Below are 17,021 nucleotides of genomic sequence, written 5' to 3' on the forward strand. Positions count from 1 at the left end.
AGAAACCGTGTCGTACCCGTCGTACGGACCGGAGGGCGCCCAGTATCGCCCCGCGGAGGTCCCCGGGCCGGTCTACCCGCACGCCGTTCCACCACCCACCTCGGTGCCACCGGCGGCACCCACGTCCGGGCCGCCGACAGTCGCCTTCCCGGCACACATCCCGCCGTCGCCGGTCGAGCAGCCGTACCCGCCGGTACCCGTACCCGCGGCAGGGTCGTCGCCCGGCCGGGCCGGCCTGGTGCTCGGCGTCCTGTGCGCGGTGCTGTTCCTGCTGGCCGGGGTCGGCTTCGGGCTCTACCTCAACGAGCGCGGCGAACTCGGCGACACCCGGGCCGAACTGCAGGAACAGCGCGACCTCGTCACCCAGCGGGACGCCACGATCGCCGACGCCGGAAAGCGCGAGGCCGACCTCACCACCACGCTCGACACCACCAAGGACGGCCTGGCAGACGTCACCGAGGAACGCGACGTCCTCGTCCCGTGCATGCGCGGTACCCAGGACATCTTCATCGCCCTCCGCGAGGACAACGACGACAAGCTGGGCCGCGCGATCGACGCGGCCGAGAAGGCCTGCGCCAAGGCCGAGGGCAAACTCGACTCCTGAAGCCGGCGCTCGACCCAGGCAATCCGTCTGCACCAATAAGCCTTTTCGGCCGGCGGCCAGTCGAACGGGGCCGGCTGCCGGTCGCGTCCGCGCATGCCGGTGGGCCGGCGTGGACGTGCTCGCCCGCACGATGATCGAGCTTGCGAACCTCGCTTGCTGCGGAGCTCGCAGAGCGCGGATCCAGCTATCCACCTGGCGGATTGAAGATCCTTGCGGCTCTGGCGGCCCGTAAAACGCCACTGTAAGGGCCGCAGGGATCTTCAGCACGACTGCAAATGGCCGAGTCGGACGGCGAATCGGCGAAATGAGGGCCGAGGGCACTCTGCCCATCGGGCCACAGGCGTCGCGGGATGCGTGCGAGGGCCTGTTGGCGTGTGCGGGCCGGACCGCCGCCCGAGCGAGACGATGTGTTGGCCGGGGCTGACGTTCTACTCGGGTCTGAGGCCGCGGAGCAGGAAGCTGAGGCGTCGTTGGTAGTCGGCGCGGGATTGTCGTGTGCAGCTGCGGACGATCACGCCGCGGTCCAGGATCAGGTGGACCAGGTCTTCTGGGGTGAGGTCGGGGCGGATGACGCCGGCTGTCTGCGCGTCGTGGAGCAGGTGGCGGCCGAAGGCGCAGGACCTGTCGAAGAGTGTGGTCATCGGCTCGGAGTCGGGGAGGACCCGCATCAGTACGTCGTTGGCGGCGGGCTCGTCGAACTGGAGCAGCCAGGTGCGCAGGAGGTACTGCTCGAAGCGGATCAGCGGGCCGTCGAGCGCGTCGACGGCCTCGATGATGTCGGCCAGCCGGGCTGCGACGAGGTCGTCCACGACCGCGTCGATCAGGCCGCGGCGGCTGCCGAAGCGGTGGTAGATGGTGCCCTTGCTGACGCCGGCGGCCCGGGCCACCTCGTCGAGCGGGGTGGTCAGGCCGCCGGTGCGGAAGACGTCGAGGGCGGCGCGGCGGATGCCCTCGGTGTTGCGCCGGGCGTCCGCGCGCAGCCGCTGTTCCTCGGTCATGCGGGCTGGGCGGCCCGGTCCTGCCAGATCAGGTCCAGCGCCTTGCGGAACGTCTCGATCGGCTGGGCGCCGGAGACGGCCCGGCGGTTGTCGAAGACGAAGAACGGCACGCCGCTGATGCCGAGCTGGCGGGCGTCCGCGATGTCGGCGCGGATGTCCTTCTCGTAGGCGCCGGTCTCCAGCACGGTGATGGCCTCGGCGCGGTCGAGACCCAGCTCGGCGGCGAGATCGGCGAGGACTGTGTGGTCCGCGAGGTTGAGCGTGTCGGTGAACTCGGCGCGGAACAGCCGCTTGACCATCGCGGTCTCCTGGCCGTGTGCCTTCGCCAGGTGGATCATGCGGTGCGCGTCGAGCGTGTTGACCATCAGCACGTCCTCGAAGCGGTAGTCGAGGCCGGCGCGGGCGCCACGGGCGGCGAGCTGCGCGTGCGAGGCCTCGATCTGCTCCTTGGGCAGGTGCACCTGGGTGGCGAGGTAGTCGTCGGCGCGGATCGCCTGGCCGGCCTTCATGCCCGGGTTGAGCTGGAAGCTGTGGTAGCGGATCTCGACGCCGGAGCCGTGCGGGAACTGGGCCACGGCCTCCTCGAGGACGGCGTGGCCGAGGTAGCAGAACGGGCAGACGACGTCGCTCCAGACGTCGATCACGATCGGCTCGGCGGCAGGACCAAAGGCGCTGGCGGTCATGCGCACTCTCCGTCCACTGCGCAGACGCCGGCGTCGTCGGCCGGTTCCAGGAAGATCAGCGGTGGGGGAGTCTGCGCGGGGGCCGGCTCGTCGGTCTCGACGATCGTCGGTTCGGCGGTACGTGACTGCATGGTCCCGAAGCTAGCGCAACTTGACCGTACCGACAAGATAGGTAGCCGCAGGTCACAAGGGCGGATCACGCAGTCTCGCCGGGGCGTGCCAGGAGGTCGTCAGGGCCGGCTCGGACGGGCTCAGCGGGCCGCAGCGGTGCGCCGATCGACGTCGGGCGATCATCCGCTGCGGGCACGAGCCGCTCAGGCGTGCTGCACGGTCAGGCTGTAGAACTTGACCTTCGCGCCGTTTGTGCTGCTCTCCGAGGAGGACTGGTTGTACGAGCCGGCCTTGAAGTACTGCCGGTACGGGTTGAACGCGGCCGGAATCGTGTACGTCGTCTTCGTACCGTTGAGGGTCAGGCTCAGGGTGTTGCCGTTGACGTTGAGGACGTAGGTCCATTTCACGCCGAGCGCCACGCTCCCGACCTTGTGCAGCGTCTGCCCGCTGGCGTCGGGCGAGTTCTGCGTGCCGAGGTAGATGTCGCCGTTGGGCCGGTAGTAGAGCTCGGCGAGCGGCTTGGTCGAGGTGCCGCCGGTGCCGAGTTTGACCTGCCCGACCGCCACGTTCTTGGTCACCGACACGATCCGCAGCTGGGCGCTGAGCGTGTGGTTGCCGGCCAGCGTCCAGTTCGCCGCGCTGCCGTTCGCGTTCATTTCGCGCAGTTCGGAGCGGGCGTAGTTGGAGTTCGGCGTGGTGACGCCCTTCTCCGGCGCCCAGAACGTCATCGAGCCGTCGTTCTTGTCGGTCCAGAAGTAGGACGGGTTGCTGTAGCCGTTCGCGCCCTTGAGCTGCGCGGGGGCGATGGTGTCGGGGCTGCCGGGCGAGCCGGTGGGCAGCTGCAGCGACCAGATCGACAGGTTGAAGTTGCCGCCGGGCGGGACTGTGGGGTCGAGCGCGGCGGCCGAGGCGGTTCCGGCGCCGAGGGCGCCGAGCGTGGCGGCGGCGGTGCTGGTCAGGGCTGCGGCGAGCAGGGTGCGCCTCTGCATGGGGGTGACCTCTTTACCGGGTGGGGGAATCGGTAAGGACTGTTAAAGGAAAGCAGCCCGTCGATCGACGCTCAAGAATTTCCGCGTCCCATAATCCCTAAATAACCCTAATGGCACGTGGCGGATGACTACTCCGCGCAGGCGAATCCTCTATGGTCGGTGACCATGGAGCAGCAGTTCTGGGTGGACTCGTGGGACGAGGGCGGCACCAAGACCAGTTTTCATCTCCGTGACGTGCACGAGCACGCGGTGGCGCTTGCGGAGCAGGGGGTGCTCGACGACGCGCGGGTGCTGGTACCGCTGTGCGGCAAGTCGGTGGATCTTCCGTTCTTCGCGCGGTACGCCCGCGAGGTCGTCGGCATCGAGCTGGTGCCGCGCGCGGTCGGCGAGTTCTTCGCGGACAACGCGCTCACCCCGGTCGAGGACCCGCCGGGCGTGTTCACCGCCGGCAACCTGGTGATCAGGTGCGCGGACCTGTTCCGGCTGACGGCGGCGGACCTCGGCCCGGTGGACGTCGTCTACGACCGGGCCTCGCTGATCGCCTTCCCGGAGGACATGCGGGACCGCTACGTGGCGACGATGACCGGGCTGATCCCGCCCGGCGCCCGCTACTGGATCAACACGCTGGAGTACCGGCCGGTGCTGCCGACGCCACCGTTCAGTGTGGGGCCGGAGCAGATCGAGGCGTACTTCGACGCCGCGTTCGACATCGCGCACGTGCGGCGGGACGAGCGCCCGGAGCACCGGATGATCGAGAAGCTCGGCCTGGATCACCTGATCGAGCACGGTTTCATGCTCACCCGCCGCTGAGAAACCGCGCTACCCGCCGCTGAAAAACCGCGTTACTCGTCGCCGGACAACGGCAGCAGGGGTACGCCGGGGTGGCGCGCGGACACCGAGCGCAGCCGGTACTGATTCGGGAACAGTGCGAGGAGCGCGCCGTCACGGGTGCGGCGCAGCACCTCGACCCCGGCCTCCCCCTGCAGCACGTCCCGCCCCTCGAGCGTGGTGCGCACCGCCAGCTCGAACGGCAGCCGGTCCATCATGGTCTTCACGCCGAACTCGGTGGAGAGCCGGTGCACCGCCACGTCGAACTGCATGGTGCCGACCGCGGCAAGCACCGGCGCCTGCTCGCCGCGCAGCTCGGAGCGGAGGACCTGGACCACGCCCTCCGCGTCGAGCTGCTCGATGCCGCGGCGGAACCGCTTGAACGTGGACGAGTCGGCCGCCCGCACCACGGCGAAGTGCTCCGGCGGGAACGACGGCAGCGCGGCGAAGCGCACCTTCGGGCCGGTGTGAAGCGTGTCGCCGATGCCGAGCGCTGTCGCGTTCACCAGACCGATCACGTCACCGGGGAACGCCTCGTCAAGCGTGTCCCGCTCACGGCCGAAGATCTGCTGCGCATACTTCGTGGTGAACGGCCGCCCGGTGGTGCCGTGCGAGACGATCATGCCGCGGGTGAAGCGGCCGGAGCAGACCCGGACGAACGCCACCTGGTCGCGGTGCGACGGGTCCATGTTGGCCTGGATCTTGAAGACGAAGCCGGAGAAGTCGGAGTCCAGCTCCCGCTCGGTGCCGTCGTCGGCAGGCCGCGCGGTCGGCGCCGGCGCCAGGTCGACGAGCACGTCGAGCAGCTGGCGGACGCCGATGTTCGACACGGCGGCGCCGAACAGCACGGGCGTGCTGCGGGCGGCCCGGAACGACTCCTCGTCGTAGTCCGCGCCGGACAGCGACAGCAGCTCCAGCTCCTCGACCGCTGTGGTCCACTCCGCGCCGTACCGCCGGCCCGCCTCTTCGGGGTCGAGCAGTTCCTCGAGCGCGAGCCCGGCGCCACCCGGGGCACGCTCGAACCGGATCATGTCGCCGGTCTCGCGGTCGACAAGGCCGTGGAAGTGCCCGGCGATGCCGACCGGCCAGTTGAGCGGCGTGGGCTGCAGGTCGATGCGGCGCTCGATCTCGTCGAGCAGCGCGAGCGCGTCGTGGCCGGGGCGGTCCCACTTGTTGATCAGCGTGATCACCGGGATCTTGCGCTGGCGGCAGACCTCGAACAGCTTGAGCGTCTGCGGCTCCAGGCCCTTCGCGGCGTCGAGCAGCATGACCGCGCAGTCGACAGCGGTCAGCACCCGGTAGGTGTCCTCGGAGAAGTCCGCGTGACCCGGCGTGTCGAGCAGGTTGACCACCACGTCGCGGTAGGCGAACTGCAGCGCCGCCGAGGTGATCGAGATGCCGCGGTCACGCTCCATCGACATCCAGTCGGACACGACGCCGCGTCGCTCGCCCTTGCCGTGCACGGCGCCGGCCTGCCCGATCACCCGGGCATGCAGCGCCAGCGCCTCGGTAAGCGTGGACTTTCCGGCGTCCGGGTGGGAGATGACCGCGAACGTCCTGCGCCTGCCCGCCTCTCGCACGACCTCACGCGAGGAAGCCACCGTCGGAGCATTCATCTTGTCGACCTCATCCGTACCTGTCCCACTCTGCCGCGACGACCGTAGCCCGTACCGCGGAGCCGTCCGACGGCGGCCACACGTCACGATCAGCGTCCGGTGGACAGACAACAATACCAAAACGCCAGATTGGGTACGGGAGGCGGCCGCGGAACGACTCGCCGGGTTGACCAGGCGCGCGGTCACGAGTGGACGCCCACACCGCCCGGCGCGTGGCAGTGTGCTGCCGTCACTTATCGATCGCGGGGGATGCGCATGCGCAGGTTCGTGTTGCCGGACGAGAACGCCTGGACGCTGCCGGAGGCGTTCCGGGCCCGCCTGCATCCCCGCCGCGGCGGGCTTCCCGTGCCGGACCGGGCCGTGCCGGACGACCTGACCGGGCGGTGGCACGCCTGGACCGCGTCCGAGGAGGCCGTCAAGATCCAGCACCGGAGGTCGGAACGCGCGGCCCGCCTCGACCCGGCCCTGGAAGCGCTGGCCGCCGACTACGGGCGCGCCCCCTCCGCTGACCCGCTCGCCGCCGCTGCGGCCGCGCTGACCACGGGCAGCAGGTGGGGCGCGGCCACTGACCTCCTCGCCGACCTGTGGGTGGCGGCCGGGGGCGCCGAGTTCGCCGCCCGCGTCGTCGGCGAGATGGCCGGGCTGATCGCCACCGGAGCCCTCTGGTCCGTCGAGCCGGGGCCGGACGCGAAGTACGAGCGCCTGTGGCGTGGCGAGGACAAGGACGTCCTCTACACGTTCGCCTGTGCGGTACGGATCCGGCTGGCCGAGGCCGACGACGACTCGTACGCGCGGGCCTGCGACGTCCTGGCCGGGTACCGCAGCACGCCGGTCCAGCGGATCGTGACGTCCTACCTCGCGCCGACCCGGGTGGACTGGGTCGACGAGGACTGCGCCTCCGCCGAGGCCTGGGCGGCCGACACCTCCGGCGGCGAGGCCAGGGTGTGGGGCGACCACCGCCAGCTGAGCGGGATCCTGCTGCTCTCCGCGAGCACTGTGCGCCACCTCGAACTGCTGCACGGCCACATCGGCGGGTCCATGTTCCCGTTCGAGATGCACGGCGAGGTCGGCACAGTGCTTGACGGCGTCGGCCCGGACGCGGCCCCGGTCCTGTTCTCGCCGTTCTACCGCAACATGCTCCGCCTCATCGACAGCGACACCACCTTCTCGTTGCGCGAGCGGGTGGGAGCGGACGGCCTGCGCCTGCTCGCCGCGGTGCCCACAGACGACGCGTTCCGGCTGCTGTGCCGGGAGGCGATCGGCACGCCGCGGGTGCGGGTGGGCGCGCTGCTGAAGTCCAAGGCGCTTACCCGTTTCCCGGTGCGGGCGCTGCGGATCCTCACCGAGCTGGAGACGGCCGCGCCGGTGCTCCGCGTGGAGTACGGCCGGGAGCACGAGGCGAACCCGTACGAGTCCGCCATCTACACCGACCTGCTCGGCGCACACCTGCTGACCGAGCCGCGGCTGCTCCCGGCCGTCGCGTCAGCGCTTCCGGAGTCGGTGCGGGCCCGGGCTCAGCGGATCGTGGACAGCGGCGGCGCGGGGATCGGCACCGGCTGGCTCGCGCTGCTCGATCAACGGTACGGCTCGTGCCGGCTCGACGGCGCTGACGAGGAGAAACGGCTTGTCGGCGCGCTCGCGGCGCTGCCGACCGAGGAGGCGTTCGGCGCCCTGGTGGACCGGCTCGACCGCAAGTACGTCCGCCCGGCGCTGCTCACCGCGGCCGGCCGCGACCCGGGCCTGGCGCTGCGGGTGCTTGCCGCGAAACCCGGCGAGGCCGCGGGCGAGCTGCTCCGCAACCACGTGCTCGCCCACCCCGGCGCGGTCGCTGACACACTGCCCTTGCTCGACGCGGAGGCCCGCGCCAGGGTGGAGGCGGTGGCCGGCCCCGCACCCAGCGCGGGCAGCACGCCGCCGCCGCTCGCCGTGGCGCCGCGTACCGCGCTGCCGGAGTGGTTGGTCGTTCCCGCGCTGCCCGCGGTGCGCCTGCGCGACGGCGACGTGCTGTCCCAGGACGCGGTGCGCGCGCTCTGCGGTCTGCTCGCCGCGTCGAAGATCGCCAAGGCGCACCCGGCGGTCGCGGACGTGGTCGCGCTCTGCGAGCGGGCCGACCTGGCCGCGCTGGCCTGGGCGGTGTTCACGCAGTGGCAGGCCGCGCAGTACCCGGCGAAGAGCGGGCTGGCGATGGTGGCGCTCGCGCTGTTCGGCGACGACGACACCGTGCCGGCGCTGACGTCGCTGTTCCCCGACTGGGCGACCGGGAGCAGCATGCGCGTGCGGACCGGCATGGACGTGCTCGCCGCGATCGGCACCGACACCGCGCTCACCCACCTGTACCGGCTCGCCCGCAAGGCGAAGACGGCCGGGTTCCGGCGCTTCGCCCAGGAGCGCCTGGACGACGTCGCGGCCGCCCGTGGGCTGGAGGCCGCGCAGCTCGCGGACCGGATCGTGCCGGACCTCGGCCTCGACGCGGACGGCGGCATGACACTCGACTACGGGCCGCGCCGGTTCACCGCCCGGCTCGACGAACGGCTCCAGCCCTGGATCGCGGACGTGCACGGCACCCGGCTGGCCCGGCTGCCCCGCCCGGCCGCCACCGACGACGCGGACCTCGCCGCGGACGCGGCCCGGCGCTTCGCGGCGCTGCGCAAGGACGCGAAGGCGGTCGCCTCGGAACGGATCCGCGCGATCGAGGAGGCGATGGTCACCGGCCGGCGCTGGACCGCCGCCGAGTTCCACAGCCTGTTCCTGCGGCATCCGCTGATGTGGCACCTGACCCACCGGCTGCTCTGGGCGACGTTCGACGGCGAGGACCGGGTCGTGACCACGTTCCGGGTGGCGGAGGACCGCACCCTGGCCGACGTCGACGACAAGACCACGACGCTCGACCCGGCCGCGACCGTGGGCCTGCCGCACCCGTGGCACCTCGGCGGCGACAGCGCGGTGTGGGGCCAGATCTTCGCGGACTACGCGATCATCCAGCCGTTCCCGCAGCTCGGCCGCGAGCGTGTCACGCTCCCGGACACCGTGGCCGGGATGCCGACCACGAGCGCGAGCCTGTTCGCGCTGAGCGCGCGCGGCTGGCAGTTCGCGCCCGGCCACCAGGCGCTGCTGCGGGACTGGCCGGGCGGGCTGACCGTCGAGGTCGCGTTCAGCCCCGGCTACCACTGGCAGTCGACGGACCTGCCCCAGCGCCTGGACGGCCTCGAGGTGCGGACGGCCGACGGTACGCCTGCCCCGGGCGGACCGTCCGCGCTCGGGCCGATCGCGCTCTCGGAGGTGGCCCGCGACGTGCGCTGGCTGGCCGGCTGACCGCCCACGGTCCCGTTGCCGGATTCAGACGATGCGGAAGTCGGCGGCGCGGTGGTCGAGGTGAGGGCCTGGTCCTCAGTAGCTGTCGAACGGGCCCCACTGCGCGACGGCGTACCCGCTGCCCTCGCGGGTGATCTCAAGTGCGGACCGGCCGCTGAGGTGCGCCGGCAGCATCAGCGCCCGGTTGTCGGCGGCCCAGTCGAGCCAGCGGCGTCGGGTGGTGCGGGCCTGCGCCGGGTCCTCGCAGAAGCAGCTGGCGTGGTCGTGCGCGTGCAGCTGCAGCGGGGTGTGCAGGAGGTCCGCGGCGAACAGCGCCCGGTCCCCGCCGGACTCCAGCACGATCACGGCATGGCCGGGGGCGTGACCCGGCGCGGCCTCCAGGCGCAGGTGCGCGTCGATCCGGTGCGACCCCTCCCACAGCTGGGCCTGGCCGGCCGCGTGCACCGGCGCGATGCTGTCCGCGAACGCGTTCTCGTTGACGCCGCCCTCGATGCGCGGGTTGTTCGCCGGATTCCAGTAGTGGAAGTCGGCGGCCGGCATCAGGTAGGTCGCGTTCGGGAAGGTCGGCACCCAGTTCCCGTCGGCGAGCCGGGTGTTCCAGCCGACGTGGTCGACGTGCAGGTGCGTGTTGACCACCAGGTCGACGTCGCCCGGGTGGACACCGGCCGCGGCGAGCCGGCCGAGGTAGTCGATGTTCTGCCGGTGCCAGGGCGCGACGGCCGGCCGGTCCTTGTCGTTGCCGACGACCGTGTCGATCAGGATGGTCCGGCCCGCACTTCGCAGCAGCCACGTCTGCATGGCCACGTGCACCATGCCGTCGTCGTCGAGGTGGTCCGGGACCAGTTCGTCGCGGTGGTCGCGCCAGGCCTGCTCCGGCAGGTCCGGGAAGAACGCGCCGGCCGGCATGATCGGACCGTGCGTCTCCTCGATGCGCGTGATCGTCACGTCGCCGAGCTTGATCTCATTCATGGTGATCTCCAGGGGTGTTCTCGGGCATGAGGCGCCCGGCGTTCCGGTCGGAACGCCAGTTGTCAGGGGGATAAGGTCAGGCGCCGTGCGCCAGCAGCGTCAGCGCGGCCTGCGACGGGGAGTCGGGCACGGCGGTGACGACAACCACCGAGAATCCCTCCTCGGTACGAAGCGTCTGCTGGGTCACCGACAGCGTGCCCACGAGCGGATGCCGCATCTCGTAGACCGCGGACCCGGCGCCCTTGACCCGGTGCGCGGACCACATGGCCGCGAACTCCGGGCTCTTCACGGACAGCTCGCCGACAAGCGCCGCGAGCAGCGGATCGTCCGGGTGCTGCCCGGACGCGGCCCGCAGCGCGGACACGACCGCGCGGGCCTTCGCGGGCCAGTTCGCGTACAGGTCCCGCGAGTGCGCGTCGAGGAACAGCAGCCACGCCATGTTCGGCCGGTCCGGCGCGTCCCGGTCGAGGTGGCCGGCGAACAGCGCGTGCCCGGCCGCGTTCCAGGCCAGCACGTCGGTACGCCGGCCCAGTACCACCACCGGCACGTCACCGAGCGCGCTGACCAGCTGGCGTACCGCAGGGGTGAGCTTCTCCGGGGCCGGCCGGCGCGCCCGCCGCCGCTTCCCGGACGCGAGCTGATGCAGGTGGCCGCGCTCCGCATCGTTGAGCCGCAGCGCACGGGCCAGCGCGTCGAGCACCTCGGGTGAGGCGTTGGCGGCCTGACCCTGCTCCAGCCGCGAGTAGTAGGACGCGCTGACGTCGGCCAGCAGCGCCAACTCCTCCCGGCGCAGGCCCGGCACCCGGCGGCGGCCGCCGTACGTGGCGACCTCCACGTCCTCCGGCCGCAACTGGGAACGCCTGCTCTGCAGGAACTCGCCGAGCTGTCGTTTCGCCTCCATGTCAGCAAGTATCTGCGGCGCTCCCGGTCCCCAGCCACACTCTGCCGGGGTGTGGCTCCGGACCGCCGGCGATCCGGTTGCGGCAGGCCCGCTCACGACGGCGCAGGACAGTGGTGCGGTCGCTGTCGTAGAGAATCAGGTCGACGGGCCCGTCCCATCGGCAGTGAGGGCCGCGACGGCAGAGTGTCGCGCGGTACGTCGTACCCACGAATGATTGTGGCCTGTGTCACTTGCGACCGTGATCCTGCCGAACGACGAGGAGCGATCTACCGGGTGTGAGAGCGAACGAGGCCGACAACGAGGCGTATCTGCTGCGGCGGATCGCGCGTGCGGACCTGGCCGCGTTCGAGGAGCTGTACCGGCGCACCTCACCGTGGCTGTTCATGCGGCTGCGGCGACGCTGCTCCGACGAGGGCCTGGTCGCCGAGGTGCTGCAGGACACGTACCTGACGGTCTGGCGCGCGGCGGGCTCGTTCGCGGCGGTCCGCGACGGCGACAGCGGTGCGGTCGGCTGGCTCTGGACGATCGCGGCCCGGCGGCTTGTCGACGCGCTGCGCCGGCAGGCCCGGCGGCGCGAGACGCCCGCGGAGACCATGCCTGTGCACGCCGTGCCCGGCGCGGAGGACGAGGCGCTGGCCGGCACGGTCGGCGACGAGATCGGCGCCGCGCTGGCCGACCTCGCGCCGGAGCTGCGGGCGGTGCTGCGCGCGATGGTGCTGGACGGGCTCACCGTGAAGGAGACGTCGGTGCTGCTCGGACTTCCGGAGGGCACGGTCAAGAGCCGGGCGCGGCGGGCGCGGGCGGCGTTACGGGAGGCGTTGTCATGAGCGGATCGACGGCGCCGGAACCGCAGCAGGCGGGGGATTCCGGCATGACCACGCACATCTCCACCGCGGCGCTCACCGCCTACGCCGCGGGCGACCCCGGCCTGGACGACGTCGTGGCCTGGGGCGTCGAGGCGCACCTGGACACGTGCGCACAGTGCCGGGCGCGGCTCGCGGACCGGGCCGGGCCGCCGGTACGGGACCTGCTCGACGGCGCCCGGCTGGCGGTCCTCGCCGCGGCGTCCGCCGGACCCCGCCCCGCCCCGCCCCGTAACCGGTGGCGGTGGTGGACGAGCTGGTCGCTGCTCGGCTGGGCGGCCACTGCTGTAAGCGCCGTGGCCGCCGCGTTCCTGCTGGAGCGCGTCTACCCGGACTTCCCGTCGCTGGTTCTGGCGCTGGCTCCCATCGCGCCGATGAGCGGGCTCGCGGTGGCCTGGTCCCGGCGCGCCGACCCGGCGTGGGAGACGCTGGCCGGCATGCCGCGGGCCGGGCTGGAGCTGATGCTGCGGCGCGCGCTCGCGGTCCTCGCGGTCACGCTTCCCGCGCTGGCCGCCGCCGGGTTCCTGCTCGGCGAGCCGATCGCCATGTGGCTGCTGCCCGCGCTCACCTGCACCTCGGCCACGCTGCTGCTCGGCAGCCGGACCGGCGTCACCCGGGCGGCCGCGCTCCTGATCGGCGTGTGGACCGCCGCGGTAGTCGTTCCGGCGGTGCTCACCTCGGACGTACCCCCGATGATCCGCGCCGAAGGCGTGCCCGGCTGGGCCGCCGCCGCCGTGATCTGCACCGTCCTGGCGCTGCTGCGCGCGGACGGATTCCTGACCATCCCACCCCGACACAGGAGATGACCATGCGCGTGATCAGCGCTGAGGACGTGAAACCCAGGCTGCACGCCTGGGACGTGGAGGCCGTGGGCCTGCGCGTGAAGGCGGGACGGCACCTCGCGGTCAACGGCCTCGACCTGCGGCTCGGCACCGGCGTGCACGGACTGCTCGGCCCAAACGGCGCCGGCAAAACCACACTGATGCGCGCGCTCGCCACAGTGGTCACCCCGGCCGGCGGCACGCTGACGCTGCTCGGCACGGACGCGGCCGCGGGGGCACGGGCGCTGCGCGGCATGCGGCGCACACTCGGCTACCTGCCACAGCAGTTCGGCTACTACCCGAAGTTCACGGTCCGGGAGTACGTCGAGTACATGGCCTGGATGCGTGAGGTCCCGTCCGCGGAGATCCCCGGCGCGGCCCAGCGCGCCATCGACCGGGTCCGGCTCACCGACAAGGCGGGCGCACGGCTCAAGACGCTCTCCGGCGGCATGCTGCGCCGGGCCGGCATCGCCCAGGCGATCGTCAACGACCCGTCACTGCTGCTGCTCGACGAGCCGACCGTCGGCCTCGACCCGGAGCAGCGGATCGAACTCCGCGAGCTGCTGCGCGACCTCGGCACGGACGCGTGCGTGCTGGTCTCCACCCACCTGGTCGAGGACGTGGTCGCGGCCTGCACCGACGTCGTCGTGATCAACCAGGGCACGCTCGTCTTCCAGGGGTCGCCCACGGACCTGACCCGGCTCGGCGAGCAGGGCGGCGTCGGCGACAGCCCGGCCGAACGCGGCTACTCGCTGCTCCTCACACGCCACCGGGACGGCCGCTGATGCGCGCGCTCGCGATCGAACTGCGCCGCGCGAACGGACCTGTCGCCGCGCTGCTCCTGGTGGCGTTCGGCGCGCTGCTGGTGGCCTTCTCCTACTCGTACTGGCGGAGTTCGTCGGCTCTGGCCGCCCAGGAACTCGGCGCGGCCCTGATGCTGCTCACGCCGATCGCGCTCGCCTACGGTGCCATGCTCGGCCGCCGGGAGAAACGGACCCGGGCGGTGGAGCTGATGGGCAGCACCGGCCGGCCTCGCTGGCAGCGGTTCCTGCCCTCGACCGCGGCCGTGGGTCTCGGCGTCGCCACCCCGTTCCTCGTGGTCACTGCCGCATGCGCGGTGGCGATCGCGGCCGGCGACGGCTACCTCAGCCGGTGGGACGCCGCGATACCGCTGATCGGCGCGCTGACGCTGGCCGGAGCGGCCTGGCTCGGGATCGCGGCCGGTCGCGCCTGGGCCTCGCCGATCCTGCCGCCCGCGCTCGCGACGGCGACAGCCGTGGCGCTGTTCATCTCGCCGCCGATCGCCGCCGACGGTCACTACACCAGGTGGCACAACCTGTCGCTTGTCCCCGCGCCCGGCCCGGCCACGCACTGGGAGACGCCGACCGCCGCGGCGCTGCTCGCCCAACTCTCGCTTGCCGCCGGACTTGTCGCCGCCGGACTTCTGCTGATCGGGGGCCGCTCCTGGTTCACCCGGACCGGCGCCGCCGCGGTGCTTGCCGCGGGCGTGGCCGGACTGATGCTCATCGTCGAGCCCGGCCCCGCCGAAAAATGGCGGCTGGACCCCGCGGCGCAACGCCTGACCTGCACGGACGATGCACCGCAGGTATGTGTGACAGCTGTGCACCGGCACCTGCTGCCGGAGGTGACAGTGCAGGCGCGCCTCGCGCTCGACGCGCTCGCGGTGCTGCCCGGCGCACCGACCAGGGCGGTAGAGGTGCACCTCTACCGGCCCGGCGACAACACCACGGCACAGTGGCAGCGCTTCACGCCGAACGACGAGCCCGGCACCGTCTACTTCGTGACAGACACCCCGATCGGCGGCGACCCGGGCTTGGCGGAGCGGATCGCGATGGGCGGCGGCACCTACCTCTCACACTGCGGAGACCAGACCGAGGGGTACGTCCCGATGGCTGTCGCCGGCGGCTGGCTGCTCGGCGTGCAAGACTTCCGCCTCTGGGAGCCGGGCTTCGGCTACTGGAGCACGGAGGCCCGGGAACCGGAGGTGCGGGAAGGCCTTCGGGCACTGCGCGCGCTGCCCGAGGCGGAGCAGCTCGCCCGCGTGACAGCGGTGCGCGACGCCGCACTGCGCTGCGCGCCGGACCTGACGACACCGCTCACCGCGTCATGATCGTCCGGTATCTGCGCGCGCGGCGCGTACCGGCGGCCCTGCTGCTGTCGGCCGGCGCGGTAGCGCTTGTCACCGCGCTCTGGACGCTCTTCCCGGACGGCCCGGTCTACCCGGTCCTCGCGGTGCTGACCACCGCGCTGGCGATGGCCCCGCTGGTTCCCACGCTTGCCGGCAACGACGCGGCACTTGAGGCGACCGCGGCGCTGCCCCTGCCTCCTCGCCGCCTCGCCCATCTGCTCGCCTGCGCCGTGATCGTCGTGGCGCTGCTCTATGCGGGACGGGTGGCCGGCGTCGACTTCGGCACGGCCGGCCAGCTCGCCAGGAACGCGGCGGGACTCACCGGGCTGGTCGGGCTGGCGGCCGCGGTGTTCGGTGCCGGCTACGCCTGGCAGCTGCCGATCGGATGGGCCGCGGTGCAGTGCGTGGTGGGCCCGGGGAACGGGGATTCCTGGCGGGCGGCGGCGGTCTGGATGCTCCAGCGGCCGGACAACCGGGGTGCCGCCGTCACCGCCGCCCTGTTCCTGGTCACCGGCCTGGCCGCCTACGCGCTCCGGGTCGGCCCGACCACTGCCGCCTCGGAGGCGTCCGCTCAGCCCTGATCCGGGTCGTGGCGTGCCGCCGTTCCGCACGGCGGCACGCTCCGCGGGGCACCCGAGCGCCGAAGATCGACACCGGTCAGCGGATCGGGTTCCAGCCGTCGTTGCCGGCCAGGTAGGCGGTGGGGACGTACTGGGCGGCGGTGGACGCGCTCATCTGCGGGCGGTTCGCGTTGACCACGGCGCCCGCACCGGTGCTGCTGTACTCGGAGAAGCGGGCGTCCTTCCACGAGAAGCCGGACATGTCGGTCCACGGGTCGTTGCGGATGTGGGCGCCCATCGAGACACCGCGGTAGAGGACCTGGCCGCGGGCGTTGACGTCGCCGCTCGGGTGCCAGGGCCGGCCGAGGTAGACGGTCTTCGCCGGGGCGTTGCTCGTCAGGGTCGTACCCCAGAAGAGGTAGCCGAACTTGTTGTTGATGTCGGTGGCGGCCGCGGTGATGTAGCCGTTGTTAGAGGACGAGCCACGGGTCAGCGAGTGGACCGTGCCGTTCTGGAAGACCATCGTGCCGCGGCCGAAGATGAAGTCGACGTCGCCCTCGACGTAGGAGTTGCGCACGTAGAGCCGGCGCACCGCAGAGGCGCTCGGCGCGTTCACCAGCAGCGTGTCCTGGTTTCCGAGGATGCGGACGTTGTCGAACTCGACCCGGTCGCCGGAGGTGTTGACGGCGACGGCCTGCTCGGCGTCGAGGGTGTTCGCCGCCTCGTTGAAGTCGTTCGACATGGTGAGGTTGCGGATCACCGTGTTGTTCGCGTTGACGAAGACTGACGCGCTGCCCGACGTGCCGTAGGTGCCGCCGCCGGGCTTGGTCTGGCCGGAGGCGTGGCCCTCGACGATCACCACCTGCCTTGCGGCGCTGCCGAGGCCGGCAAGCGTGATGTAGGGCTTGTCGGCCGGGATCGTCACGACGCCGCGGTAGGTGCCGGCCTTGACGGTGATGGTGACCGCGCCGGTGTTGTTCGCCGGGACGGCGTTGATCGCGGCCTGCACCGTCGTGTAGTTGCCGCTGCCGTCGGCCGCGACGGTGATAGTGGTGGCCGCCGAGGCGTCGGGCGTGAGCAGGACGGTGGCGACGAGCGCGCCGGCCAGGGCGGCCGCGCCGGCGGACAGGGGGACGAGCCTGCCGGGTGCTGACATGGGAGCTCCTTTCAGGGGCAGGTGAACGCTAACATCGATCTGCATCGATCAGAAGGCCCCCGGTGCGAGGCGGAGGAACCGGGCGGGTAGATTCTGTTGGTCGGCGGGAGCCGGGCAAGACGATCTGGGTACAGGTCGGAGGCCGGTCCGCGGACTTCTCCTACACAAACAAACGCCAGATGATGGTGTGCGTTCGCGTGGGGAAATCTGGAAGTTTGCTTTTCCGAAAGGTTCGAGTTCCCCAAGCGGGGGGCGGATTTGGCGGAACGGAAACGACCGGGTAAAGTAATTGAAGCGCCGGGGGAAACGCCGGAGCGAACGAACGAAATACCCCACACGGGGGTACGGGAAAGCCGTTCTCCGTGAGGTGTGTGGTTGTTCTTTGAGAACTCAACAGGGTGCTTGAAAAGCCAGTGCCAATTATGATTGATACCCGGCCAGGGCTTTCGGATTCTTCGGGG

General features: G+C 71.7%; 16 protein-coding genes. 8 read left to right on the forward strand and 8 right to left on the reverse strand.

All coding sequences use genetic code 11. The features are described 5' to 3' along the window. Positions 1–7 precede the first annotated feature (7 nt). Positions 8–604 carry a hypothetical protein gene (locus ACIA8K_RS39245; protein WP_396068580.1) on the forward strand — a complete coding sequence of 199 codons (597 nt, stop codon included), beginning with the start codon at positions 8–10 and terminating at the stop codon, positions 602–604. A 428-nt stretch (positions 605–1,032) separates the two neighbouring features. Here ACIA8K_RS39245 and ACIA8K_RS39250 read toward each other — a convergent pair whose 3' ends face one another. The 4 genes from ACIA8K_RS39250 to ACIA8K_RS39265 all read right to left on the reverse strand — a co-directional run bounded on the left by ACIA8K_RS39250 (position 1,033) and on the right by ACIA8K_RS39265 (position 3,385). Continuing rightward, positions 1,033–1,602 carry a TetR/AcrR family transcriptional regulator gene (locus ACIA8K_RS39250; protein WP_396068581.1) on the reverse strand — a complete coding sequence of 190 codons (570 nt, stop codon included), beginning with the start codon at positions 1,600–1,602 and terminating at the stop codon, positions 1,033–1,035. Further along, positions 1,599–2,285 carry a DsbA family protein gene (locus tag ACIA8K_RS39255; protein WP_396068582.1) on the reverse strand — a complete coding sequence of 229 codons (687 nt, stop codon included), beginning with the start codon at positions 2,283–2,285 and terminating at the stop codon, positions 1,599–1,601. Before ACIA8K_RS39255 ends, ACIA8K_RS39250 begins: the two co-directional genes overlap by 4 nt. After that, positions 2,282–2,416 carry a hypothetical protein gene (locus tag ACIA8K_RS39260; RefSeq protein WP_396068583.1) on the reverse strand — a complete coding sequence of 45 codons (135 nt, stop codon included), beginning with the start codon at positions 2,414–2,416 and terminating at the stop codon, positions 2,282–2,284. The genes ACIA8K_RS39255 and ACIA8K_RS39260 overlap by 4 nt, the downstream gene beginning before the upstream one ends. A 183-nt stretch (positions 2,417–2,599) precedes the next feature. Then, positions 2,600–3,385 carry a polysaccharide lyase family 7 protein gene (locus tag ACIA8K_RS39265; protein WP_396068584.1) on the reverse strand — a complete coding sequence of 262 codons (786 nt, stop codon included), beginning with the start codon at positions 3,383–3,385 and terminating at the stop codon, positions 2,600–2,602. Between the two features lie 117 nt (positions 3,386–3,502). Here ACIA8K_RS39265 and ACIA8K_RS39270 point away from each other — a divergent pair, with 117 nt between their 5' ends. Beyond that, positions 3,503–4,195: a thiopurine S-methyltransferase gene (locus tag ACIA8K_RS39270; RefSeq protein ID WP_396068585.1), complete on the forward strand. Its 693-nt coding sequence runs from the start codon at positions 3,503–3,505 to the stop codon at positions 4,193–4,195. Between the two features lie 32 nt (positions 4,196–4,227). Here the strand turns inward: ACIA8K_RS39270 and ACIA8K_RS39275 are convergent, their stop codons facing one another. Continuing rightward, on the reverse strand, positions 4,228–5,814 hold the full coding sequence (locus ACIA8K_RS39275) for a peptide chain release factor 3 (protein ID WP_396068586.1): 1,587 nt from the start codon (positions 5,812–5,814) through the stop codon (positions 4,228–4,230). A 270-nt stretch (positions 5,815–6,084) separates the two neighbouring features. Between ACIA8K_RS39275 and ACIA8K_RS39280 the strand changes: the two genes are divergently transcribed. Continuing rightward, positions 6,085–9,141, forward strand: a complete 3,057-nt coding sequence (locus tag ACIA8K_RS39280; RefSeq protein ID WP_396068587.1) for a DUF4132 domain-containing protein — start codon at positions 6,085–6,087, stop codon at positions 9,139–9,141. 75 nt (positions 9,142–9,216) lie between these two features. Here the strand turns inward: ACIA8K_RS39280 and ACIA8K_RS39285 are convergent, their stop codons facing one another. Continuing rightward, positions 9,217–10,110, reverse strand: a complete 894-nt coding sequence (locus ACIA8K_RS39285) for an MBL fold metallo-hydrolase (RefSeq protein WP_396068588.1) — start codon at positions 10,108–10,110, stop codon at positions 9,217–9,219. Positions 10,111–10,186: 76 nt separating this feature from the next. After that, complete coding sequence (locus ACIA8K_RS39290; RefSeq protein ID WP_396068589.1) at positions 10,187–11,011, reverse strand: helix-turn-helix domain-containing protein; 825 nt, start codon at positions 11,009–11,011, stop codon at positions 10,187–10,189. 275 nt (positions 11,012–11,286) lie between these two features. On the opposite strand from ACIA8K_RS39290, the gene ACIA8K_RS39295 reads away from it, so the two are divergent. Genes ACIA8K_RS39295 through ACIA8K_RS39315 form a run of 5 tightly spaced genes read left to right on the forward strand, consistent with a single transcriptional unit; the run spans position 11,287 to position 15,425 of the window. Continuing rightward, positions 11,287–11,838 (forward strand): RNA polymerase sigma factor, encoded by a 552-nt coding sequence (locus ACIA8K_RS39295; protein WP_396068590.1) that lies wholly within the window; start codon positions 11,287–11,289, stop codon positions 11,836–11,838. Then, complete coding sequence (locus ACIA8K_RS39300; RefSeq protein WP_396068591.1) at positions 11,835–12,680, forward strand: zf-HC2 domain-containing protein; 846 nt, start codon at positions 11,835–11,837, stop codon at positions 12,678–12,680. Before ACIA8K_RS39295 ends, ACIA8K_RS39300 begins: the two co-directional genes overlap by 4 nt. 2 nt (positions 12,681–12,682) lie before the next feature. Beyond that, positions 12,683–13,480, forward strand: coding sequence for an ATP-binding cassette domain-containing protein (locus tag ACIA8K_RS39305; RefSeq protein WP_396068592.1), 798 nt, complete (start codon positions 12,683–12,685; stop codon positions 13,478–13,480). Continuing rightward, positions 13,480–14,826 (forward strand): hypothetical protein, encoded by a 1,347-nt coding sequence (locus ACIA8K_RS39310; RefSeq protein ID WP_396068593.1) that lies wholly within the window; start codon positions 13,480–13,482, stop codon positions 14,824–14,826. The genes ACIA8K_RS39305 and ACIA8K_RS39310 overlap by 1 nt, the downstream gene beginning before the upstream one ends. Then, positions 14,823–15,425 carry a hypothetical protein gene (locus ACIA8K_RS39315; RefSeq protein WP_396068594.1) on the forward strand — a complete coding sequence of 201 codons (603 nt, stop codon included), beginning with the start codon at positions 14,823–14,825 and terminating at the stop codon, positions 15,423–15,425. The genes ACIA8K_RS39310 and ACIA8K_RS39315 overlap by 4 nt, the downstream gene beginning before the upstream one ends. Before the next feature lie 76 nt (positions 15,426–15,501). Here ACIA8K_RS39315 and ACIA8K_RS39320 read toward each other — a convergent pair whose 3' ends face one another. Beyond that, entirely contained in the window at positions 15,502–16,560 is a 1,059-nt protein-coding gene (locus tag ACIA8K_RS39320; protein ID WP_396068595.1) for a pectinesterase family protein, read from the reverse strand. Between the last annotated feature and the right edge of the window lie 461 nt (positions 16,561–17,021).

This window comes from Catenuloplanes sp. NPDC051500 (assembly GCF_044454585.1).
Lineage (GTDB): Bacteria > Actinomycetota > Actinomycetes > Mycobacteriales > Micromonosporaceae > Catenuloplanes.

Coding starts and splice junctions, on each gene's coding strand:
- ACIA8K_RS39250 (WP_396068581.1), bottom strand. CDS start 1,602: ATGACCGAGGAACAGCGGCTGCGCGCGGACGCCCGGCGCAACACCGAG.
- ACIA8K_RS39255 (WP_396068582.1), bottom strand. CDS start 2,285: ATGACCGCCAGCGCCTTTGGTCCTGCCGCCGAGCCGATCGTGATCGAC.
- ACIA8K_RS39260 (WP_396068583.1), bottom strand. CDS start 2,416: ATGCAGTCACGTACCGCCGAACCGACGATCGTCGAGACCGACGAGCCG.
- ACIA8K_RS39265 (WP_396068584.1), bottom strand. CDS start 3,385: ATGCAGAGGCGCACCCTGCTCGCCGCAGCCCTGACCAGCACCGCCGCC.
- ACIA8K_RS39280 (WP_396068587.1), top strand. CDS start 6,085: ATGCGCAGGTTCGTGTTGCCGGACGAGAACGCCTGGACGCTGCCGGAG.
- ACIA8K_RS39285 (WP_396068588.1), bottom strand. CDS start 10,110: ATGAATGAGATCAAGCTCGGCGACGTGACGATCACGCGCATCGAGGAG.
- ACIA8K_RS39290 (WP_396068589.1), bottom strand. CDS start 11,011: ATGGAGGCGAAACGACAGCTCGGCGAGTTCCTGCAGAGCAGGCGTTCC.
- ACIA8K_RS39300 (WP_396068591.1), top strand. CDS start 11,835: ATGAGCGGATCGACGGCGCCGGAACCGCAGCAGGCGGGGGATTCCGGC.
- ACIA8K_RS39305 (WP_396068592.1), top strand. CDS start 12,683: ATGCGCGTGATCAGCGCTGAGGACGTGAAACCCAGGCTGCACGCCTGG.
- ACIA8K_RS39310 (WP_396068593.1), top strand. CDS start 13,480: ATGCGCGCGCTCGCGATCGAACTGCGCCGCGCGAACGGACCTGTCGCC.
- ACIA8K_RS39315 (WP_396068594.1), top strand. CDS start 14,823: ATGATCGTCCGGTATCTGCGCGCGCGGCGCGTACCGGCGGCCCTGCTG.
- ACIA8K_RS39320 (WP_396068595.1), bottom strand. CDS start 16,560: ATGTCAGCACCCGGCAGGCTCGTCCCCCTGTCCGCCGGCGCGGCCGCC.